This is a genomic window from Hymenobacter citatus (genome assembly GCF_014333615.1).
Lineage (GTDB): Bacteria > Bacteroidota > Bacteroidia > Cytophagales > Hymenobacteraceae > Hymenobacter > Hymenobacter citatus.
Genome location: NZ_JACSCY010000001.1, coordinates 58,114 through 80,607 on the forward strand (window position 1 = coordinate 58,114; position 22,494 = coordinate 80,607).

Below are 22,494 nucleotides of genomic sequence, written 5' to 3' on the forward strand. Positions count from 1 at the left end.
CTAGTTACTACTTGAAAACCGGCCTGTCTATCCTGATTCCGGTGTACAACAGGGTAGTAACGCTGCTAGTGCAGCAGCTGCACCAGCAGTTGCCGCACTGGAACGGCCCCGTGGAAATATGCCTGCTGGACGATGCGTCGCAAGCAAAGATTCAGGCCGAAAACCGCTTGCTGGCGCAGCTGCCCAACGTGCGCTACGCCGAGCTACCGCGCAACGTGGGCCGCGCAGCTATTCGCAACCAGCTGGCCGCCGCCGCCCGCCACGAGTGGTTGCTGATGCTCGACAACGATAGTTTGCTACCCGATGCGCAGTTTGTGGCCCGCTATGCCGCTGCCCAAGCATTGGCGCCAGTGGTGGTAGGTGGTATCATGTATGCCGGGGGCCTACCTGCCGAGCCCGCTTTGCGCTTACGCTGGCACTACGCCCAGCAGCGGGAGGCGTTGCCTGCTGCCCGCCGCCGCTCGCTGCCTCCTTCGCAGCTTATGCTGAACAACCTGCTTATCCGAGCAGATATATTCCAGCGGTTTGGGTTTGACGAAGCGCTGATCCGCTACGGCCACGAGGACAGCAAGCTAGGCTGGCAATTGGCCCAGGCTGGCGTACCAATACATCACCTCGACAATCCAGTGATACACGACGGGCTAGACCCAGCGCCGGTGTTTCTGCGTAAGTCGCGGGCGGCGGTGCACAACCTAGTGCTGCTCTACCACAAAGACGGGGTAGGGGCCGATAGCCGGTTGGTGCGTACAGCCCTGCGCCTGCAACAAGTGGGCCTGCGCCGACTGGCTGTCGGACTGCTTCTACACTTGCAGCCGCACCTACGTGCTAATCTATGCTCTGCCACGCCCCGCATGCTGTATTTCGACCTGCTAAAGCTGTATTGGATACTGCGAGAATTTGCCAGGGTAGGAAAGGAATAGACAAAAAAAGGCCGACTGCATAAACAGCCGGCCTTTTTAGTACTAGCGAAAAGCATACGAGCTTATTCGTTGTCTTTTCCTTTGAACACGCCTTTCACGGCACCGCCAACTGCCTTACCAGCTTTGGCTGCTCCATGGCCGATGTCCTTGCCCACTTCTTTGGCGCCGTGGCCAACATCTTTGCCCACTTCTTTGGCACCGTGTGCTACGTCCTCGGCGGTATTGGCTACCGCGTTGGCACCTTGCTCCGCCCGGATTTTAGTTTTATCTACTGATTTGAAGGCTGCGTACTTGCCTTTTTCCTCGGCAATTTGCCGCTTGTCTTCACCGGAAATCTGGTCTTTGATCTGATCATAACGGGCATCCATCGCACGCCAGTCGGCATTGATGTTGTTCCAGTCGTCGATATCATAGCTGGATTTGTTTTTATCCACCATGTTCACGAATGCGTTATACTTTGCCCGGGCGTTTTGCGGCGTCATCACGGCAATTTCCGACGTCATGGGTTTGTAGTATTTACCCATCTTAACACTTGTGCCGTCGGTGGGCATCGTAGCACTACCATCGGCAGCCACGGCGGGGCGACTAGTCCAGGTAGCCGTGCGGGCATCCGAAGCCGTGGTGTAGCGGCTGCGTAGCTGGTCGAGTTCCTGCTTACGCTGGTCATCGTAGCTGTCGGCGTAGCGGTCTACGGCGGCTACTTTGGCGTCGTAATCAGCTTTCAGTTGCGCGGTTTCGCGCTCGTAATCGGCTTCAGTTTCGTTGGCAACGTTCTTCGCTTTCATCTCCGTTTCGTCAACGAAGCCCTTGAAGTCGTTATACGCCTGGTCGCTTTCCTGCGACACTTCTTTTTGCTGGTTTTCGGTACAGCTCATCTGCGTGAACGTGAGGCCGCCCAATAATAGACTGGCGGCGAGAGCAGAGGCGGAGAAAGTTCTTTTTAGCATGGGAGTGAGAGTTGCGGCTCAACCGCCTAGTAGGGAGCTGAACCCGATGGGATTAGCTAATTTTAACGCTGATGAGCTAGCAAGGGTTGCGAATAGACAAGGCATAGCTGTGGTGGTGGCTGGCTGATCCTCACTAACTTGCCAGCTATGTTACCGATTCAGTTCCTGGACCTCGCGGCCCAACACGCACCGTTGCAACCTGCCCTGCTCGCCGCGTGCCAGCGGGTGCTAACGGCAGGCGATTTCATCCAGGGAAATGAGGTAGCCACCTTCGCCAACGAGCTAAGCCAGCACTTGGATAGGGCCGCAGTAGTGCCCTGCGCCAACGGCACCGACGCCCTGCAACTGGCCCTCATGAGCCTACAGCTACCGCCGGGCGCAGAGGTGATTGTGCCAGCCTTTACCTACGTGGCCACGTTGGAAGCGGCCGCCGTGCTGGGCCTGCGTCCGGTGGTGGCCGATGTGCTGCCCGGCACGTTCAATCTGGACCCGGCAGCCGTGGCAGCGACCTTCACGCCCCGCACGGGCGCCATCGTGGCGGTGCATCTGTTTGGGCAGTGCGCCAACCTGGAAGCGCTGCGGGCACTAGCTGATCAACAGAGGGTAGCATTGGTCGAAGACAACGCGCAGGCCCTGGGCGCTGTCTACACGCTCAGCAACGGACAGGTGCGGCTGGCCGGCACGGTAGGAGAGGTAGGGACCACGTCGTTTTTCCCCAGCAAAAACCTCGGCGGCTTCGGCGACGGAGGGGCTTTGTTCACCCACGATGCAGCGCGGGCTGAGTTGCTGCGCCAACTCGCTAACCACGGCCAGGTGCGCAAGTACCACCACCAGCACATCGGCCTCAACTCCCGCCTCGATACCCTGCAAGCGGCGCTGTTGCGCGTGAAGCTACCCTACCTCGCCGCCTGGACTGCTGCCCGCCAGCGCATAGCCGCCCGCTACGATGCGCTTTTTGCGAATATGCCGAGGGTAACCCCGCCCGCCCGCGACCCACAGAGCACGCACATCTTTCATCAATACGTCATCACCCTACCCACTGCAACCCACCGCGACCAGCTACAGGCCTACCTGCATCAGCACGGCGTACCCACGGCGGTGTACTACCCATTGCCGGTGCATCAGCAGCCGGCGTATGCCTACCTAGGCTACCGACCGGGGCAGTTTCCGGTGGCAGAGCAGCTGTGCCGCACGGTGCTGGCGCTGCCCGTGCACCCTACCCTGACGGAGGAACAGGTAAGCTACATTGCCCGAACGGTTCGGGCTGGGTTACCTGAAGAACATACGCCGGATTAAGCATAAACATGACCAGGCAACTATGGTGGCGCTATCAGGAAGGTGTTTTCCTGATTGCAACGCTTGTGATTTCAAGCGCAATAGTGGGGTATTGCTGGTGGTTGTATCAGCGGACAATGCCTGCCCAGAGGACAGCGCCTTATTGTAGTATGAACGTGCTTCTACTACTTGTGATGCTACTGCTCGTGTTGTACGTGCTACCTTTTTTGAGCTGGCAGGTGTCGCTGGTACGTCGTCGGTTGGTCGGGAAGCCGCTAACGGCCTGGGGGGTAGTGGCTTTTTTTGGTAGCGTGCTGCCAATCATTTACTTGGGCTATAAAGCGCTGTTGATTTGAGAAGTGAGCTTAAATGAAGTAGGCTGTGAGAGAATCATTGCGAGCGGAGCTGGCACCATTTTTTCTTTGCTTCGTACTACTCACCTCTCTTTATTCCTCTTTTCTTTTTCGCAATGCGCCGCTCTTTCTTTAAGCTCTGGTTGCCTCTATCTATTGTTTCGGCGGTAGCCGTAGCTGCCGTCAATCAGCCTAAGCAGGGTTTTATCCTGCTACCCGTGCAGCAGGACATTGCGCTGGGTGCCCAGGTAGCCCAGCAAACCGACTCCACCTACCGCGCCAAAGGCCAGTTGCTGGAGCGAAGCAAAAACAAGCGCGCCTATCAATTGCTGGATGGCGTCGTGAACCGCGTGCTCGATAACGGTAACCTCAAGTACCGCAAGCAGTTCCCGTGGGATGTGCAGCTCATCAAGGACGACGCCACACAGAATGCCTTTGCTACTCCCGGTGGCCACATCTATGTGTTCTCGGGTCTGATCAAGTTTCTGGACAACGAAAACCAGCTGGCGGGCGTGCTGGGCCACGAAATCGCGCACGCCGACCGGCGCCACAGCATTCAGCAATTGCAGCAGCAATTTGGTATCAGCTTGCTTTCCAATATCCTGCTAGGTAAAAATCCTGGGCAGTTGGCGCAGATTGCCGCTGGCTTGGGGCAGCTGCGTTTCAGTCGGGGCTTTGAAACTGAGGCGGATAAGTATTCTACCATTTACCTCAACGGCACACGGTATTATTCCTGCGATGGGGCGGCAGGCTTTTTCATCAAGGCCGAGAAGCAAGGTGGAAGCAGCACGCCCGAGTTTTTGAGCACGCACCCCAACCCTGGCTCACGCGTCACCAACATTCAGAAAAGCGCCCAACAACTTGGTTGCACGGGCAAAACGGTAAACAACAGCAACTTCCTGGAGTTGCAGAAGTTGCTGTAAGTGGCTATTCAACTTGTGGTCGTGCATGTTGTTGCTGTTTGGGACCTGCCTATGGAGTAGCTGCAAAAACGTAGGGTAGGGCCGCGCGTGCAAAACCTCCCGTTTTTTTGCAGCTTGCGGCTCTTTCGCTTCTTTCTCAAACCCCGTTGGCTGAATCTCCTGCCGCCGTCCGTTTCGTTGTTTGTGGAGTGGGACACATCGGCCGCCGCCACGCGGCGCTGGTTGCCCGCCAGGCCGGCGCGCAACTGGTTGCCCTCATCGACATCAATCCGGCCTTGCCCGCCTCGGTGGCAACGGAGTTTCCCGACATACCGGTTTTTGCGTCGCTGGATGCCTACCTAGCGGCCGGTCCCGCTGCCGATGTGCTGACCATTGCGACTCCCAACCATCTGCACGCGCCGCAGGCGCTGGTTGGCTTGCAACACGGCCTGCATGTGGTGGTAGAAAAGCCCCTGGCCCTGCGCACCGCCGATGCTCAGGCCGTGGTAGAGGCCGCCACCCAGGTAGGGCGGCTGGCGTTTGGGGTGATGCAGAACCGCTACTCGCCCCCTGCCCGCTGGCTGAAGCAAATTTACGAAGAAGGTCGCCTTGGTCAGATATACCTCGTGCAAATCAACTGTTTCTGGAATCGCGACGCCCGGTATTACCAGCCGGGCAGCTGGCGCGGCACGCAGGCGCAAGATGGCGGCACGCTGTTCACGCAGTTCAGCCATTTCATAGACCTGCTGTATTGGGTATTCGGCGACATCACCAACATTGCGGCCCGCTTCTACGATTTCAATCATCAGGGCCTCACAGAGTTCGAAGACTCAGGGCTGGTGACATTTGACTTGGCGCGCGGTGGCGCAGGTACCTTGCAGTACAGCACGGCCGTGTGGGATCAGAACCTGGAAAGCTCGCTGACCGTGGTGGCCGAGCACGGCAGTGTGCGTCTGGGCGGCCAGTATCTGGATCAGGTGGCTGCCTGTCACCTGCGCAATTATGAGCTGCCCCCCTTGCCGCCTACCAATCCAGCCAATCACTATGGCACCTACCAGGGTAGCGCCGCCAACCACGTGCAGGTGATTGACGACATCGTGCAGGCAGTAAAGCACCCCGCTGGTGTGATGACCAATGCCTCGGAGGGCGTGAAAGTGGTGGAGATAATAGAGCGTATCTACCAATTGCGAGGGTAGGGCGCCACGGTCCGGGTAGGTTTGCGCCCGTATATAGTCAGACACTCCAACGGATGGCTATATGACGACGACACCCTACGAACAGCAAGCCTACGCCGAGCTGCAAGCGTGGCAAAAACGGATGCAACGGCCACCCTCCTGGCTGAACCGACTAACGCACCGTGTACAAACCCGACTGAATGGCCTGCTGCCCGAACGCGTGCACCAAGCTGTGACAGCCACCATCAAGCACATGGTGCGCGGCGTGCTGGCAGGCTCTACCTACATCACGCGTCGGCCCTTGCTAGTGGCCTCTTTGCAAGAGCGGGAAACGTTGGTGGAAAGGCGCATCCGGTACTACCGCCATGCGGCCACCGTGGAGGGGGCTGCCACGGGCGCCGGCGGATTTCTGCTCGGATTAGCCGATTTTCCGCTACTATTGGGTATCAAGCTCAAGCTATTGTTTGATATAGCGGCACTCTATGGGCACGATGTACGTGTGTACCCAGAACGCCTGTACCTGCTCTATATCTTTCAACTTACGTTTTCCAGCCAGCATACGCGCACTGTAGTATACCGCCGACTAGCTAACTGGGACGCATACGTGAAAACGCTCCCACCTACAGCCGCTGAGTTTGATTGGCGCACGTTTCAGCAGGAATACCGCGATTATATTGATCTGGCCAAGCTGGCGCAGCTACTCCCGGTGGTAGGCGCTGCGGTGGGCGCAGTGGCCAATTATCAACTTCTGGAGCAGTTAGGTAAAACGGCTCGCAATTGCTACCGGCTGCGCTGGTTGGGCAAACAACAAATTGAGCGGATGGCTAGCGTAGGCAAGGACCAGCCGACACGTCGGCTGCAATTTGATTGAGCAGGCACTGATACACGGCAGCCGCGGTGTTGGGCCAACCGGGGCGCCCTACCAACTGCTGCGCCTGCTGACGCAAGATGGCCTCCAGGTAAATTTCATTTTGAAACAGGTTTTCTACGGATGGTTTGGGCTGGGCCACTGAAATGCTTTTTTCTATGAGGCATATACCTACGAAAAGAGATTTTTATTGGATTTACGAACAGTGTAAAATTTTGTCTTTCGTATTGGAATGGAACAAAAAGGTAAAAGGCTGAATCTGCCGCCATGCGCTGCCTCATACTTGTTTTATTCTGCTGTTATTTTGCTTTTTTGCATACAACCACGAAATAAAATTTGCATTAAAGGCCTGCCTTTTGCTATACTTTCAAAAAGAGACAATGATCAAATTGTTCTAAACGCGCTTGCCGTCCTTCCTGCTGATTTTCTTACTCTACACCCACCCTATGCATCTACAGTTACTCGCTACTACACCAGCACTTTCTGTTTTTTATGATGCTGAAAATGACTGGCTATACTTGGATTGGCAAGGCGACCTGACCCTGGAATCAGTGCAAGAGGGCTGCGTAGCCGTGGCGCAATGCTTCCTGCAAAAGAACTACGTGCGCGTGCTCAACGATAATAGCAGTGTTACCAGCCTGTCGCCGGAAGTGGCCTCCTGGTTGGCAGCAGAGTGCCTGCCACGCCTGAAGCTGTCCACAATTGAATACATTGCCTGGACGTACTCGCCCAACATAGATACCCAATCGTGGACTAATACTGCTGTATATCAGATAGAAGGACCAGTGGTGGTTATGTTCGATGACGTAGAGTCGGCCTATGCTTGGCTGCGTGAGGTGAAGTTTCGCTTCCGTGGGTCGCTTTCTACGCAACACTCGCCCACCATGGAGATTCAGAACAAACTGCTCACCGAGTCGGAAATGGAGTTCCATTGGCCCAGGCAGCAGTCTGCACTCTCGGGTGTAGCTGTATAACAGAACGCAGCAACCTCCTACCTGTTTTGCTGCTACCGTGGAAGGTCGGTGAAAGACGCTATAGGCACAGGCGTTGCGCCAGCTTGTATTACCTGCACTTGCTCGCCGTGGGCTACCAGCGCGGCGTTGGCCAAACCTAAAAATAGCCCGTGTTCTACCAAGCCGGGAATGGTCTTGAGCTGCGTGGCGAGCTGCTTCGGGTCGTTTATCTGCCCGAAATGGCAGTCTACTAACAAGTTGCCTTGGTCAGACAGTATATGCTGCGCGGCGTCAGTTTTGCTGACGCGCACCACAGGGTTGGCCCCCAGCTCCGCCACGGCATCCATCACCCAGGGTAGGGCAAACGGCACCACTTCCAAGGGTAGCGGAAACTTACCCAATTGCGGCACCGCTTTCGACGAATCGGCTACGATCAGGAGGTAGTTGGATGCCGTAGCCAATACTTTTTCGCGCAGTAGTGCCCCGCCGCCGCCTTTAATCAGGCGCAGCTGTGGGTCCAGTTCATCGGCGCCATCTACTGTCAAGTCGAAGCGCATACCACGCTGAGGTGGCACCAGCGGAATCCCTACCTCGCGGGCTAGAGTGGCACTGGCTTCGGAGGTGGCCGTAGCCTGCACACGCAACTGGCCGGTGCGCATGGCCTCACCCAGCGCCCGAATGAAAGGCGCCGCCGTGCTACCCGTGCCCAGGCCTACCAGCATGCCATCGCGCACCCAACGGAGGGCAGCAGTAGCGGCGGCTTGTTTTTCCAGTTCTTGCGGGGTAGGCGTAGTAGACATGGCAGTTGATGAGTTGAAAGGGTAGGGCGAAGGTAGCAAGTGACTATCCGAATAAGAAATGAACGGGGTAGAAGAACCGCATTTCAAAAAGACAAACATATCATTCCAGGCACAGCCAGGGATGAGATGATGCCTGAAAACCACAGGGCTCAGCGGCCGCGCAACTTGCGTAGCCACGGCTTGGCCTCGGGCACTAAGCCCAATACCAGTAGCAAGCCGCCATACAGCCCCGTGAGTACCACGGAGCGCATGGCCATGGTAACAAGGTAGGAATGCACAAACGGCACCAGCCACGCCGCTGTGCCGGCTACGGCTGCTACCACCAGCACCCCGACAATACGCCACGTGAAGGGCTGCATCCGGTAGCTGTGCCACACAAACCACGTGCGCGCCAGGTTGATGCCCGCCAGTGCCAGCAGCGCCGCCAGTGCCGCACCCGTCAGTCCAAACCGCGGAATCAGCAACAGGTTCAGTCCGACCGTAGCGAGTGCCAGCGACGCGTTGAATATCAAATCGTAGCGGTAGCGCGGCGAAGTCACGACGATTAGCCCATTGAGGCCCGTGATGCTGTCGAGCAAGCGACCGGCCAGCAGGAGCAAGACCGCCACCGTGCCCGCCGCGTAGGCCGGCCGGTGAATCAAGTGGTAAATAAAATCCAGATTCAGGCCGATGCCCAGGGCCAGCCAGCAGCCCAGCACTGTGAGCAGGCGCGTGGTGTTGCGGTAGAAAGCCGCCATGCGCGGCAGGTCCTGGTCTTTCCAGTAATCGGCCAGCAGCGGAAACGCAATTTTGTTGAGCGCCCGCGAAGGAATAACCAGCGCAATGCTGATGTTGCTGGCAATAGCATAGATGCCCGCCGCCGCCAGGCTTTCCTTGGAGCCCAGCATCAGGGCATCGATAGTGGTGATGACGGTGCCGGAAATATTGGAGAGCAGCGCAAACGCCCCAAAACCCAGCAGTTCGCGCACAGGCCGCACGTGTAGCACCGCCCGCGTAGGCCGCAAATGCAGCTCCCGAATGTAGGCAAGGTAGGCCGTTAGTAGCAGCGTAAGTCCGCTATTCACCCCTAGGTAGGCCAACACAAACTGCGGGAAGGAAATGTAGCCCAGACCAAACAGCAAGGCCACACCCGCAATCAGCACGCGCAGCAGCACCTCCTGCAAAAACGACGAAAACGCCGTGTGGTACAGCCCTTTCAGGTAGGCATCCTGCAAGGAATAAAGCAGCGTAAAGAAGGCCAGTACGGCTATCCAGGGGTAGTAAGCGGCTATGGCGGCTCGCTCGGTGTAGAGGCTGAGCAGCAGCGGCTTACCCAGGAAAAACAGCGCCGTCATTACCCCAAACCCTAGCAGCGGTACTCCCAGCAAGAGCGGCAAAAAACCGTGGTGGCGCCGCTCGGCATCGCGAAAGTAGGGGAAGAACCGAATGCCCGCGCTGGCAAACCCAAAGGCCGAGAGCTGGGCGTAGATGGTGGCAATACTCACCAGCACCTGCACAAGACCCAGCTGCCCTGGTTCCAAAAACCGCGGCAGCAGAAACGTGGTGTTCACGAACCCCAGCCCCAGCCCGAAGTAGGAAATGATAGTATTACGCAGCCCCTGCCGCCGAACGATGCCCAAGGTGAGTGGTGAAATGGTGAGAGGTGAAATGGTGAGCTTGACGTTCTGATGGTGCCAGCGGTACAAGTTTGACGTTGTGGCCACACCACGGGTGCCGCCACAACGTCAAACTCACCATTTCACCATTTCACTACTCACCTCCGTGCCCGTCAGGAAGGCGGCGCTTCGGCTGCGAAGGTAGCGCATCAGCTCGTGGAACTGGCGCGGGCCGTTGTGCGTGTTGGCGGGGTCGAAGTTTTGGTTGTGCCAGAGTACCGTGCACACGCCGCCGAACAGTTCTATTTCCAGAAGCATCGGGAGCAGCGCGGGTAGCACTTCATTGGGGTCGAGTTGGAGATAGCGCGGGTTATGAAGCGTGGTGTCCATCACGTTCAGCGGAAGTTCGATGAAGTTGGTGCTGCCGTCGCACAGCAGATCATACGGAATAAAGGGTAAGCAATAGGAATTGCGAAAGCCAAAGTGTTCAGCAAAGCCGAGCGTCGAATCATACATAAAAGCAGCATTGTGCAGGCTAAGCGGCGTACGAAGCGGCACCCAACTTAGATAGTGAAAGCGGTTGCCCTGCGTATAAAAGGGTAAACGGGAGCGTTCCAATAGCAACTTAATTTCATTGATAGCTGTACCAATGCTGCCGTGTAAGGCCAATTCGGTACCTGTTGCGGCTAGTTGTTGCAGCCGCGGCAGAAGCCGCCCAATACGATAGTCAGCGTTGGGGGGGGCGTCAGCTGCTTTTCGGTGTTCGGTGAGGAAGAAAAACGTGCTTTTGGCCCCGTACTGCGCTACCGCTTGCTGCACTTCTTCCAAGTTGTCCCAGGCGTCTTTCTGCGTGAAATGCCGCCACAACTGCCGCCCAAACCCTAGCCAGTCGCGGCGCTGTAGGGCGGCTTTGGCAGGCGCTTTCCAGGCGCTGTAGAGGTTGTCAACGTCGTGGGTAATGCAGGTGGCGAAGGGTGCATTATTAGTCCAGCGGCGCGGGGGTAGGGATTGGCCGGTTGCGTGCTCCACGGCCGTTTTCAGCACGTCGAAGTAGTAGTTGACTACTGGTATCGTCACGAAGTCGTACTGCTTTTGCACGCTGGCCGCGTAGGGGAATCGGCCATGCTGGTCGCGCTCCTCGCAGTAGTATTCCTGCCAGCCGCTAAGCAGAAAGAACGCCGCCGAAAGCACATCCGCGTGGATGATAGCACGACCTTCGGGTAACAAATCCGGCAGTGGTTTTTCAGGGTGCGGGTCGAAGAAAAACGGAATCTTTCGGCCCAACCATTTGCGGTAATTGGGCGCGGCCGGGTAGGGGCGTTGCTGTTCGAAAAAACCGTTAGATGCTTCTTGTACTAGGATTTGCGGCTGCGTGTCTGCGTAGCCGATGCTGATGTCGGGTAGCATGGGGTAGGCCATGCGCAGGTGCCGAAGTACGTAGGCTACGCGTGCTTCGCGGGAAACGGGAGCGGCGTAAGGAAGTGGCCAGTCGGGTGCGGTAGGCATCAAGTAAATGTATTAGAAATACGGCTGTCATTCGGCCCATCATATCTGTCATCCTGAGCTTGCGAAGGACCTTCTCACGCTAGAACAAGTCGTTGGTACGTCTATCGTGCAGACGTACCAACGACCCGTTCTGCGGGCATAAGGTCCTTCGCTACGCTCAGGATGACAACTATGAAAATGGTGACTACTGCCCACCTGTGCTACCTGCTTTGCTGCCCAACTGCTCCAGCAGCTCCTTCACGGCCGTGTCCAGTTGCACATCGCGGCCGGTGTAGCTTTCGCCGATGGGGCGCTTCACGGCCACGTCTACGGGGCGCGGGTTCATTTCCAGGATCTGGCCGTCGCGGGCGGCGCGGATAGTGGTGTTGGGGAGGCGCAGGCTGGAGCCGTCGAGCAACGACACGTTGTAGGTGAAGATGATCCAGCCGCCGGTGGGTTCGCCTACCACCTTGCCCAGCTTCAGGGCGCGGTAGCCTTCCGTAAAGTCCTCGGCGTCAGACAATGAGTGCTGGTTGGTGACCAGGATGGTAGGCCGCTCCACGGTGCGCTGGCCCAGGGAGGCGCGGGCGGGCATGGGGCCGTCCTGGTCGCGGCGCGTCATGGTGAGGTAGCTGCGGCGCGCCAGCACGTCGATGGCGTACACGTTCACGAAGCCGCCGTTGTTGTTGCGCACGTCCACTACCACGCCGTCGCGGCCCAGGTTTTCGGTGTCGAGGTCGAGGTAGAGCTGGGCCAAGGAGCCCGCCGACATATCGTACATGTGCACGTAGCCCAGCCGCCCGCCGCTGATTTTATCCACGTAGGCGCGGCGCTCCTCTACCCATTGCCGATAGGCGAGACCCTTTTCGGTGTCGCGGCTGAGGGGGCGCACCACTACCTCGCGGGTAGGGGTAGCGGGTGGCGCGGCCGTTGCTTTTTGCTTCTTGCCGCGCTTGGTTACCACGGCTGGGGTAGGTGTCGCTGAGCCGGTCAGGCGTAGCGTCACGCGACGGTTTACTTTGTATTGCAGCAGGTCTTCCAGATTACTAGTAGCGGTAATCGACACGCCGTCAACGGCTTCCAGAACCTCGCCGGGACGGATGCCGGCCAAGGCACCCGCGCTCAGGGGTAGCACTTCCGTCACGCGCAGGCGGCCGTGCTGCTCGTACTCAGCCGCATCGAAGCGCAGGCCCAGCCGGCCGGTAGAGGGCGCAATGCCGCCGCTGCCCGAGCTGCCGGGGTTCAGGCCCAAATGCGAGGCGTTCAATTCGCCAATCATCAGGTTGGTGAGGCGGCGGGCTTCGTCGGATGTTTCGGCGCCGGCAATGAGGGGAGTATAGCGGGCGCGCTCAGCGGTCCAGTCTACGCCGTTGAACTTGGCATCGGCGAAGTGGTCGTGCAAATAGCTCCATGCCTGATCGAACACCGCCAGCTTTTCCTCATCAAAATTCACTTCCATCTCGGCCGATACGGCCAGGGACTGTGCTTTGCCACCAGCCTCCACTGGTACCACCTGAATCTTGCCCTGATCGAGATAGTAGATTTTCTTGCTATCGGGCGAAAACTGCGCTTCGCGCTTGCTGCCCGTCGTGGATGTCAGCTGGCGGGCCACGCTACCTTCCTTACCCAGCTCATCCAGCGAGTACAGGTAGAGGTTCGATTGGTTGGCCGCGTAGCCTGTGACCACCAGCCACTTGCCATCGGGGCTGATGCGGTGGGCACCTACGTTCAGGCCAATCGGCAGCAGGCTCAGGCGTCGACGAATATCGGTGAAGTTGATGCTGACCGGGCTTTTAAGTGGCGTTGCAGACGCTTTTCCTTTGCTGGCCGTCGAGTCGAGCAGAGCGGCCGTGGCGGCTTTGCCGGGACCAGCAGGGGCGGCTGGTTTCAGGGGTGGGGCCGTGTTTTTGTCGGCGGGGGTAGGCACGGATGGGGCCGGGTCGCGGAACAGGTCGCGGAACTGGTCTTCGCGGAAGCGCGGCGTGCGCAGTTGCAGGTCGATGCGGGCAATCTGTGCGTCCTCGGTGCGCTGGCCGGTGTCGAACAAGATATACTTGCCATCGGGGCTCCACGACACGGCCGTGCTGTTGGCATTGGCCACAAAGCTCACCGGCCGGGCCTCGCCGCCCGCCACCGGCACCACCGATACGTTGGTGAAGCGCCTACCCCGGTTCGGCATGAAGGCCAGCCACTTACCATCCGGCGACCAAGTAAACGACCGGTCGGCGTGCAGGGGCGGCCGGTCGAAGCTGGCGGAGGCTACCACCTTTTCTTTCTTGGTAGCGAGGTCCAGCACGCGCAATTCCTTGGCGTCGTGCTCGTAGGCCAGCTGGCGGCCGTCGGGCGAGAGGCGCGGGGCGGCATCGTTGGCGGGGCCGCTCGTGAGGGCCGTTTCCTGACCCGTACTGATGTCGTAACGATACACGTGCGCCGTGCCGTTTCGCTCGCCCACGTACACCAGCCCGCGGCTATCGGGCAGCCACGACACGTCCGACTCGGCGCCGGGCGTAGTGGTGATGCGCACCGCCTCGCCCCCCTCCGCTGCCGACGCGGCAAACACCTCCCCGTGAATGATAAACGCGACCTTTTTGCCATCGGGCGAGAGGGCCAGCTCCTGCAAGCGGTCCGTGAAGCGCTGGCGCTCCACCACGTTGCCGGCCGGTGCCCCCCGCCGCCGGATATTCACCTCGCGCACCTGCCCGTTGCGCGTGTCCATCGACCAAATCTTGAAATCGCGCTCAAAGACAATCAGTTGGCCATCAGTGGAAATGGTGGGCCATAGTACCCGCCCGTCCTTGAAGCTGGTGACGGGGGTAGGGTTGCTGCCATTGGCGTCCATCCGCCAGATGTTTTCGGCCCCGTTGCGGTCTGATATAAAGAACAATTGCTGCCCGCCAGTCGCCCACATGGGCCACAGGTCTTTGGCGCCGCCGTGGGTAAGGGCCGTGTAGGTAGGCGCGCCGTTTTGTTCGCGCCGCAGCCAGATTTCGGCTTCATCCAAATGGCTGTGGCCGTGACGCCACCACTGGCGGTCGGCAATGCCGCGGGCCGAGAAGGCCAGCGTCTGGCCATCGGGAGAGGGCGCCGCGAAGAACTCGTTGGCGTAGTGGTCGGCACTTACCGGCATGGGCGTGCCGCCGGTGAGGCGCACCCGGTAAATGTCGTTCATGGAGGCAATGTCGTGGCTGGTGGAGGAGAAGTAGAGCCATTTACCATCGGCAGTCCACGCGTCGAGCTGCTCCGGGGCATCGTCGAACGTCAGGCGGCGGAGGGCGCCAGTCGCCAGCGTCAGCACGTACACGTCGCCGTTGCCGGTGCGCGTCGAGGTGAAGGCCAGCTCCTTGCCATCGGGCGAGTAGAGCGGCCTACCCTCGGTGGCCGGGTGGGCCACCAGCAGGCGTGCCTCGCCGCCCGCCACCGGTACCGTCCAAATATCACCGCCCGACACAAACGCCAGCTCCTGCCGGTCCGGCGATACGGCCGGCTCGGCGTAGGCCGACTGCGCAGCCGGGAGCGTGGTTTGGGCGAGTAGGGGTAGGGTAGGAAGTAGGAAAACGGCCGCAGTCAGGCCCAAATAAGAACGTAGGTGTGGTATCATAGGAGAGCAGCTAAGAAGGCAAACTACGCATCATCGACGCAAGTAGAAAGGAGAAGCTGCTTTTCCTGTAAGGATAGGCTGTGTATAAGGTGCTTCGGCTATCAAGCTGGTTCCTGTGTCACCCCACTGCCATGCTGAACATGCCAGCGCACGCGCCGAAACCTATCAGCAGCACCAACAAAGCGCTTAGAAAATACGGTGCTGCGCTACCTTCCACCGGCCAGAAAAGATGCCAAACGCCCAGCGTAATATTGATCAGCGCCTGTACTATGTATACAAAAGCGAACAGAGCCATGAATACTATAGAATCTCGTAGTAGACCAGTGGCAAGGGCAGCCAAAACAGCTGCTACCAAGAGTGCGAGCAGGTTGTTGCGCAGAATATGATCGGGTTTGGGGGTAGGCTTGCCCGATTCCATAGTCACTGAAAATCAGCGGGTATCGAGGTGAAAGTGGCTGGCGCAGTCGCTGAAACCGATGATAAACACAAGAAGGGTTGCCAGCAGACAGGCAGCAACATTACTGCCTTGCTTCCCTTGCACCATAAAAAAGAGCGCACCCATAAAATCTACAAAGGCCAGACAAAACAGCAAAGGGAAAACGCCTTCTTGTGGCGCCAGTATTTCCCGCCCAACGTGCAGCAGCAACACCATTCCCAAATTCAGGAGCAGAATGCGGCCAAAAAGACTCTTCGGCTTCTCGGCTTCTTGTGTCATAGCACCGGAATATCGCGCAGCACTTGCAGGCGCGCCAGCTTCTCTTCGTCGCGGTGGAGCATGTTTATCGTCTCGAACGGGATGATTTTCAAGTCTTTGCTTACGATGTGCACACAGGATTTCTTGATGGCGCGCACGTCGAAATTCCAGGCATCCATGAATTGCAGGATGATAACGCGGAAAAGGTTCTCATACTTCAGGTTGGGCGCCTGAATGGTGGGTAGGCAGCACAACAGCTGGTTCAGCTCGGGCGTGATGGTATCCACCGTATTGGCCGTGCTGAACAGCTTGAGCAGGTGCTGACGCAGGCGCGGATCGTGCTCATACACAATGGTGTTGCCGCCGCTTTGCAGCAGCTCGGCCGGCTGCACGTAGCGCGTAAGCGGAAACACCTCGCCGCCGAGCTTCAGGGCGTAGCCCATCACCAGCGCATCGGGGTTGCAGGGCACGGGTAGTAGATCTTCGGCCGTAAACAGGCTTTGGTTGATGATGCCCTGGCGGGTTTCGGTGAGCGTGAGGCGGTCGGTGGCTGGGTCGAAGTTCTGGAGACGGCCGGCGGCTTGGGTGGGCTGAAACGTGACGCCGCGCACGCACCGCTGCTGTAAGGCAAAGTCGATGATTTCGCCCATTTCGTCGTCGTTGAGGCCCTTTTGCAAGGTCACGACCAGGGTAGTGCTGAGGTTGTGGCGGTTCAGGTTCTCCAGAGCTTGCAAACGCACCTCGCGCAGGTCGCGCCCGCGCATGGTTTCTAACACCTCCTTCCGGAAAGAATCAAACTGTAAGTACACCTCAAACGCGCCCTCGTAGGTAGCCAGCCGGGCCACAAAGGCGGGGTCTTTGGCCAGGCGCACGCCGTTGGTGTTCACCATCAGGTGCTTGATGGGCTTGCGCTTGCACATATCCAGAATCTCCCAGAACTGCGGGTGCAGGGTAGGCTCCCCACCCGAAATCTGCACTACGTCGGGCTCGCCTTCATTTTCTACCAGCACGTCTACCATCGCCTCCACCTCTTCCAGGGTGCGGTGCCGGCCGTGGGTAGGGCTGCTCTCGGCGTAGCAGGTAGGGCACGTCAGGTTGCAGCGGTCGGTTATCTCAACGACGGTGAGGCAACTGTGTTGCTCGTGGTCGGCGCAGAGGCCGCAGTCGTAGGGGCAGCCGTAGTGGGTAGCGGTGTTGAAGCGGCGCGGCGTTTCGCTGGGCTTCACGTAGTTGCGGATGCTCTTGTAGTACTCAATATCGGTGGCAATGAGCACCCGCTGCCGCCCGTGCTCGGGGCAGCGCTTGAGCATGTACACGCCGCCGTCTTCAAAAACAATCTTGGCCTCTACCCGGCGCAGGCAATGCGGGCACAGGCTCAGGGTGAAGTCGTAGTAGGTATAGGGGCGTTTGGGCATGGATAGTTAATTAGGGTTCATTTTCTAGAGGATACTTTACGAACTTTGTAATATCAGTACAAAGAAATAATCTCTTCACAACTTCTGATAAATTTAATACAAGGTCGAAATGATGAGTTATATCAAGGTCAATATTATGTGTTATCGGTTGTTGGTTGTTAAAAATGTATTCAATTTCATTAAATTCATACGAATATTTTTTGCCGTGATATATATAATTAGTATGAATTGCATTCCTATATTTCCCAAAAAAACTTAGGAAGCTTTTGTCTTCATCCATGTTGCCGGAATAGTGCTCTTTGTAAATAGAATATACTTTATCATACTTCCTGTTTACAGATAGATGAGTTAAGTGATTTTTACTTAAAATTCTGTCGATTTTTAGTAAAATGCTTTCTTTTATTTTATATGGTTTTAGCCATTTTCTTACCTCCAAATTATCTTTATTCAATACTTGCTCTTTCATCTCTTGATCAAATAAACCATCGCATAGATAAGTTAGACAAAATTCAAACGTAGACCAAGCACTGGTTACCAAGCCGCGGTTGCCATAGTTTCTAGCATTGTAAAAATCTCCTAATATTTTAGTTGTACTTGTTAGCTCGGTGACATGTGTATGAATGCTTTTGTTGCTGTAATCTATCTTGATTTCATTATCATTAATAGCTTTAGTTAAATATATCCAGCACATGTTCTTGTAATATAAATCTAGGTTTGCTTGATTTAATTCAAAGAAAGCTTTTCTTACGTCATTTTCTATAAAGGGCAGAGTTGCTATCATTTCTTTGTACTTTTTACATTGGTCAAGTATATAATCAAGCTTTTGCATCTGTGTATTTTTTAAGTGAATTATAATGATTAGCTTGGCTGCGCGGCTATTGTAAAAATAATATTATTCTTGTTCGCCCAAACAGCCACCCATAATACCCCAACCCCAGCACGCACGCCCACTGAATGGCCGTAAGGCCCCAGCCACTCGGCGCGGGGGTAGGCTTGATGAACTCCACCAGCAGCCGAAACACCAAATACCCAACCATAAACCACCGAAACCGCCAGCCATCCGGCAGCGGCTGGCGGCGCTCGGTGAGCCACAGAGCTGCGCCCAGCAGCAGGAGCCAGGTGATTTCGTAGAGGTTGGTGGGGTGGCGGTCCACCCCGTCGCCGAAGTTGGTGCCCCAGGGTAGGGTAGTGGCCGTGCCGAACGTGCCATCTTCGAGCCCCGAGAAGTGGCAGCCGAGCCGGCCGATGCACATGGCCAGCAGGATAGGAAATACCATCAGGTCGCCGCTGGAAGCCGTAACGCCCAGGCGCTTTTTGGTGAGTTCTACGCCGACGAGGCCGCCAAGTAAGCCACCCACAATGGTTTTGTTGGTGAGGTAGTAGGGCCAGCCGCCGGGCGGGTGCAGCAGCAGCGCGGGGTGCTCCAGCAGCCCCAGCACTCGCGAGCCTAAGAGCGCTCCGGCCGCCGCGCCCACGAAAATCCAGAGGCGGTGCTCATCGGAGATGCGGTCATGGGAGCGGGTGCGCAGGTGCTGGTAGAAGCGGTAGCCGATGGTGTAGGCCAGCATCTCCAGCAGCAGGTGCACGGGCAACACCACTGGGCCAAGCGCCAAGCGAACGGGGTAGGTCATGGAAAGTTACTTTTCGGCCTATTGGCTAATATTGCTGATTCTTCCCAGAACCCGTTGCGCAGCCGCTCACGCCGCCTGCGCTTCCTACCCCCACTATGATGCTGCTACGGCTTGGTACCGTTTTGTTGCTGCTTGGCGCGGGCATGCTCTACAGCGTGCGCGCCGGCAAGCTGACACCCGGCGCCGCCCTCACGGGTGGGCTGCTAGGCGGGCTGATTTATCTGGGCGGCGGCTTTGGTGGGTTGAGCATGTTGGCCGCGTTTTTCCTGCTGGGCTCCGCGGCTTCCGGCTGGCACCTGGCCGAAAAGCGCCGGTCGGGATTAGCAGAGGAAAACAAAGGCCGGCGCACGGCCGGGCAGGTGGTTGCCAATGCCGGCGTGGCCGCCCTGGCTGGCCTGGCCAGCTGGTGGTGGCCTGCCCAAGCTACTGCGTTTCAGCTGCTGCTGGCCGGGAGCTTCGCCGCCGCCACCGCCGACACGCTGGCCTCGGAGCTGGGCAACATCTATGGCCGCCGCTACTACAACATCCTCACGCTACGCCTCGATACCCGCGGCCTGAACGGCGTGGTGAGCCTCGAAGGAACGTTGTGCGGCGTGGCGGGTAGTGCCCTCATCGCGGGACTATACAGCCTCAGCTTTGGCTGGGGTAGGGAGGTTGGCTGGCTGGTGCTGGCCGGCACCATCGGCAACCTGGCCGACTCGGTGCTGGGCGCTACCCTGGAGCGGCAGCATCGCCTGAGTAACAACGCGGTTAACTTCCTCAACACGCTGGTGGGCGGGGTGGTGGCGGGGCTGTGCTATTGGGTGGGGTAGTAGCCGGCTGAAGGATTGCGTATGACTGGGTAAAGGCTACGGGTATGAGTGAGGAGTAAGTACCTATTGGAGTATTCCCACTTCCCAATCGTCGTTGCTAAACACTACTTGGCGGCCTGGGACATCGGCAGGAACTTCTCCCCTGCGCATCAAGTAACCGTGCGGCTGATGCGGTGTGAGACGGTCGTCAGTGAAAACGTATTTGCCAAACCGAAAGACCTGATACACCCCGTTGTTTATCTGATAATCAGCGTATTGCTGAAAGTCTTGAGGAGAATACTGAGTGAAGAACAGCGTGTATACATACGGCAGCGGCATACTCTCAGTGATTCTAATCTGATTAATAGGTAATTGTTTTGCAGCTGCAAACGCCTGGTCTAAGCCTTTATTAAAGAAGGGGCCTACGGAACTGCTTCGGTATAAAGTGAAATAGTTGTCAATTGCCAAGCCGCCTTCTACGGCTAGCCACCCTACCACCAGAACTCGGAGTAATGGTTTAGAGACTTGGCTGGTTGTATTGGTAATAATCAAATGCACCAGCCAGACAGCCAAAACCAGCAAAGGCAAGTAGAAATGGTTGAAGCGGTTAACATTCAGGATGAATAACCACCGCATAGGCAGAGCGCTCAAACCCCAGCAAAAAAAGACGGTCACAACGACGTCGGCAGCGCTAAATGTCCGGTAGCGTAGTTGTCGGACAAGCACAAATACAGCCGCTACCATTCCTGCCAGGCCAAGGGGTAATGAAAATAACAGTAGTGGAGGAAAGCCAGGGAGTACATTGTACACGCTACCATCTTGAAACCCCGTATTGATAAAAGCCCGGTTCGTGTTCAATAAGGCCTGCTGTTGCTCCCTTCTGTTTTGTTCTTGTGCGTCATCTTCAGTGAGTTGCGCGAGGCGGTTTGATGGCAGCAAGGGGGTTGCAAAGAACAAAGAGTCAGTCCAGGCAAGGTTGCGGTGTAGCACATGGTTTTCCGTGAGGTATACTCCAAACGGAAAAGCCACTGTTGCAAACAGAACGAAGGCCAGCAGCCACGCTGTCTTCTGCTGCCAGAATACTCTCCAGTAAAAACAAAGCAGCAGCACCAGCATGGTAGGAAGTACAATGACGGTAGTGCCGTATGCGTAGAGTGCCAGAGCAAAAGGCACTAAGCTGGGTACAATCCAGCGTCGCCTACCAGTAAGTATCCCCCGGATCAGTAGTACGCAGCCAAGAAGCATAAAGAAAGGAGCTAGGTTGCTCTCTAATGCCCACCGCGACAACATGAAGTGCCAGGGTACAATAGCCACTAAGAACATACCTAACAGCGCGGGATAACGCCCTAAGGGGCGTAACCCCCATCCCAGCAAAGGCAACGTCAGAATGCCCAGCATAACGGGCACCAAACGCGCAGAAAAAACGGATAAGCCCAGTCCCTTAACAACCGGAGCAGATAAGTAGGAGAGCAGTACATTCTGGCCGCTTCCCCACGATGGAAAATAAGGCGGCAATACGTTCCCCCATCTATCCATGCCGGTTTCGGCCAAGCAGTACGCTTCGTACAAACTACTGGCCTCATCCTGGTTGAAGCCAGGTGGAATATTCGGATACTGAATAAGGCGGAGCGCAATACCTAGCCCACAAATCAGCATGAAGGCTAGCGCATATAAACGACGCTGAATAACAGAAGATTGTAAAGAGGCTTTCAGCGAGAAAGTCATACTGGGGCCGGAATCCATGAAGAAAGAACACCAAACCTACTGAAAACTCTGTTCTAAAATGTTTCGCCCAGCCACTCCCGCAACAATCGTACGGCCCGTTGCTGGCTGTGGCCCTCCTCTGCGGTGCCGAGGGTAGCATTGTAGTAGGCGGCCTGCTGGTAGAGGTGCAGGGGCTTGTGCTGCTGATAGTTCCGCAGCAGTGTGCCCAACGCCGCTAGCGTGTGGGCGCGGGGCACCAGGCCGTGGGCTACGTACCCATAATAGTCATCGGTGCCGGTGTGGGTGCCGAAGCGGTAGTAGATGCTGGCTACGTTCAGCAGGGTAGCCTCCAGATGAGTGGAGGTATCGGCGGCTACCAGGGCATCCTGCTGGCGCAGAAACTCGAATACGCTTTCCTGACGGGCATCGGAGAAACGCAGGGTAGGGTGCTGCTGCCGCAGCAAAGCAAAATCGCGTGGGTCGCCGGGGTGGGGGCGGAAGGTGAAGGTGAGGGTAGGGAACTCCCGCAGTAAGTAGTCCACTGCCTCCATAATGGCGGGCGTTTCGTCGAGCAGGTTGGTGGCCACGCCCACACATTGCACCTGCAGATTCTCGTTTTTTTGGCTGAGAAACGCATCGGCCTTCGGCATGCCCACTAGTGCTACCTGGCCCTGCACGGGGCCGCACTGGCGGTACTTGTCCAGAGCGTCCTGGCCTTCGAGAAGGCTCAGATCGAAGCCTAGGGGTGGAAAGCTAGTGCTCACGCTGGCATGCTGCACGTAGGCGGTGGGCACACCCTCGGCGCGGCAGGCCAGCAGCAGGGCACGGGCGTCGTCGTTGTGGTCGTTGGCGAATACTACGGCGCGGGGCTGGTAGTGGCGCAGTGCGCGGCAGTACACCTCATAGTACCCAATGGCATTGAAAATCAGGTCGAAAAACCGCCAGGCCAGTTGGCCTTCCATTTTCCACAAGTCCAGCAATACGCCCGGAAACTGCCCGTAGTAGAGCAGCTTCCGCCGCAACGAGAGGCGGTTTACCTGCTGGTTGTAGCGGCCAATCTGCTTGCTTTGCCCAGCTACCAGTACGGCGCCGGGTAGGGCTTCGCTCAGGAAGTGCAGGGCTTCGTAGTTGTTCTGACTCACCACGTACAGCCACACCTTGCCGTGCAGGTCCTCCGCATTGCGGATAGGCCGGAAGACGTTGCCTACCAGCCGCAGCGCCGCGTAGCCCGCTACCTTCGCCAGCCGCTTCCACACGCTGCGCGGCGAAATACCTTCCAGCGTGCGCGCCGGCAACCCGGCAAACAGCGGCGAAAAGCGCAGTTGCAGGATGTCGCGCAGGCGAGCGGTGGGGGAAGGCATTAGGGAGATGAAAAGAAGAACGTCCTG

Annotated in this window: 20 protein-coding genes; 8 read left to right on the forward strand and 12 right to left on the reverse strand. The window is 57.3% G+C overall.

The annotated features are described in order from the left end of the window. Positions 1–11 precede the first annotated feature (11 nt). On the forward strand, positions 12–920 hold the full coding sequence (locus tag H8B15_RS00275) for a glycosyltransferase family 2 protein (RefSeq protein WP_187317663.1): 909 nt from the start codon (positions 12–14) through the stop codon (positions 918–920). 62 nt (positions 921–982) lie between these two features. Here H8B15_RS00275 and H8B15_RS00280 read toward each other — a convergent pair whose 3' ends face one another. Further along, positions 983–1,867 carry a DUF6565 domain-containing protein gene (locus tag H8B15_RS00280; RefSeq protein ID WP_187317664.1) on the reverse strand — a complete coding sequence of 295 codons (885 nt, stop codon included), beginning with the start codon at positions 1,865–1,867 and terminating at the stop codon, positions 983–985. A gap of 147 nt (positions 1,868–2,014) precedes the next feature. On the opposite strand from H8B15_RS00280, the gene H8B15_RS00285 reads away from it, so the two are divergent. From H8B15_RS00285 to H8B15_RS00310, 6 genes are all read left to right on the forward strand, one after another. Next, on the forward strand, positions 2,015–3,163 hold the full coding sequence (locus tag H8B15_RS00285) for a DegT/DnrJ/EryC1/StrS family aminotransferase (protein ID WP_187317665.1): 1,149 nt from the start codon (positions 2,015–2,017) through the stop codon (positions 3,161–3,163). A gap of 149 nt (positions 3,164–3,312) precedes the next feature. Continuing rightward, on the forward strand, positions 3,313–3,498 hold the full coding sequence (locus H8B15_RS00290) for a hypothetical protein (RefSeq protein WP_187317666.1): 186 nt from the start codon (positions 3,313–3,315) through the stop codon (positions 3,496–3,498). 113 nt (positions 3,499–3,611) lie between these two features. Further along, on the forward strand, positions 3,612–4,418 hold the full coding sequence (locus H8B15_RS00295; RefSeq protein WP_187317667.1) for a M48 family metalloprotease: 807 nt from the start codon (positions 3,612–3,614) through the stop codon (positions 4,416–4,418). 146 nt (positions 4,419–4,564) lie between these two features. Then, positions 4,565–5,593, forward strand: a complete 1,029-nt coding sequence (locus tag H8B15_RS00300) for a Gfo/Idh/MocA family protein (protein ID WP_187317668.1) — start codon at positions 4,565–4,567, stop codon at positions 5,591–5,593. Positions 5,594–5,654: 61 nt separating this feature from the next. Next, a complete protein-coding gene (locus H8B15_RS00305; RefSeq protein ID WP_187317669.1) occupies positions 5,655–6,443 on the forward strand; it encodes an EcsC family protein in 789 nt (262 codons plus the stop codon). A gap of 443 nt (positions 6,444–6,886) precedes the next feature. Continuing rightward, complete coding sequence (locus H8B15_RS00310) at positions 6,887–7,414, forward strand: hypothetical protein (protein WP_187317670.1); 528 nt, start codon at positions 6,887–6,889, stop codon at positions 7,412–7,414. A 32-nt stretch (positions 7,415–7,446) separates the two neighbouring features. On the opposite strand, the gene rpiA is transcribed toward H8B15_RS00310, so the two are convergent. From rpiA to H8B15_RS00355, 9 genes are all read right to left on the reverse strand, one after another. Beyond that, complete coding sequence (rpiA, locus tag H8B15_RS00315) at positions 7,447–8,193, reverse strand: ribose-5-phosphate isomerase RpiA (RefSeq protein ID WP_187317671.1); 747 nt, start codon at positions 8,191–8,193, stop codon at positions 7,447–7,449. A 149-nt stretch (positions 8,194–8,342) separates the two neighbouring features. Next, the gene (locus H8B15_RS00320; RefSeq protein WP_187317672.1) at positions 8,343–9,896 is read right to left on the reverse strand and encodes an oligosaccharide flippase family protein; all 1,554 of its coding nucleotides are present in this window, start codon (positions 9,894–9,896) and stop codon (positions 8,343–8,345) included. A gap of 27 nt (positions 9,897–9,923) precedes the next feature. Then, complete coding sequence (locus tag H8B15_RS00325) at positions 9,924–11,294, reverse strand: DUF7033 domain-containing protein (RefSeq protein ID WP_187317673.1); 1,371 nt, start codon at positions 11,292–11,294, stop codon at positions 9,924–9,926. Between the two features lie 184 nt (positions 11,295–11,478). Continuing rightward, positions 11,479–14,871, reverse strand: coding sequence for a S41 family peptidase (locus tag H8B15_RS00330; protein WP_187317674.1), 3,393 nt, complete (start codon positions 14,869–14,871; stop codon positions 11,479–11,481). Between the two features lie 118 nt (positions 14,872–14,989). Further along, positions 14,990–15,289 carry a hypothetical protein gene (locus H8B15_RS00335; RefSeq protein WP_187317675.1) on the reverse strand — a complete coding sequence of 100 codons (300 nt, stop codon included), beginning with the start codon at positions 15,287–15,289 and terminating at the stop codon, positions 14,990–14,992. A 12-nt stretch (positions 15,290–15,301) separates the two neighbouring features. Further along, on the reverse strand, positions 15,302–15,586 hold the full coding sequence (locus H8B15_RS00340; protein ID WP_187317676.1) for a hypothetical protein: 285 nt from the start codon (positions 15,584–15,586) through the stop codon (positions 15,302–15,304). Further along, entirely contained in the window at positions 15,583–16,980 is a 1,398-nt protein-coding gene (locus H8B15_RS00345; protein WP_187317677.1) for a radical SAM protein, read from the reverse strand. Before H8B15_RS00345 ends, H8B15_RS00340 begins: the two co-directional genes overlap by 4 nt. Positions 16,981–16,990: 10 nt before the next feature. Then, the gene (locus H8B15_RS00350; protein WP_187317678.1) at positions 16,991–17,809 is read right to left on the reverse strand and encodes a hypothetical protein; all 819 of its coding nucleotides are present in this window, start codon (positions 17,807–17,809) and stop codon (positions 16,991–16,993) included. A gap of 46 nt (positions 17,810–17,855) precedes the next feature. Next, a complete protein-coding gene (locus tag H8B15_RS00355; RefSeq protein ID WP_187317679.1) occupies positions 17,856–18,611 on the reverse strand; it encodes a prolipoprotein diacylglyceryl transferase in 756 nt (251 codons plus the stop codon). A gap of 95 nt (positions 18,612–18,706) precedes the next feature. On the opposite strand from H8B15_RS00355, the gene H8B15_RS00360 reads away from it, so the two are divergent. Continuing rightward, positions 18,707–19,423: a DUF92 domain-containing protein gene (locus H8B15_RS00360; protein ID WP_216859029.1), complete on the forward strand. Its 717-nt coding sequence runs from the start codon at positions 18,707–18,709 to the stop codon at positions 19,421–19,423. A gap of 63 nt (positions 19,424–19,486) precedes the next feature. On the opposite strand, the gene H8B15_RS00365 is transcribed toward H8B15_RS00360, so the two are convergent. Together H8B15_RS00365 and H8B15_RS00370 are read right to left on the reverse strand one after the other, a co-directional pair. After that, on the reverse strand, positions 19,487–21,145 hold the full coding sequence (locus tag H8B15_RS00365) for a glycosyltransferase family 39 protein (RefSeq protein ID WP_187317680.1): 1,659 nt from the start codon (positions 21,143–21,145) through the stop codon (positions 19,487–19,489). Between the two features lie 35 nt (positions 21,146–21,180). Beyond that, entirely contained in the window at positions 21,181–22,467 is a 1,287-nt protein-coding gene (locus tag H8B15_RS00370; protein WP_246455257.1) for a glycosyltransferase family protein, read from the reverse strand. Positions 22,468–22,494: the final 27 nt, after the last annotated feature.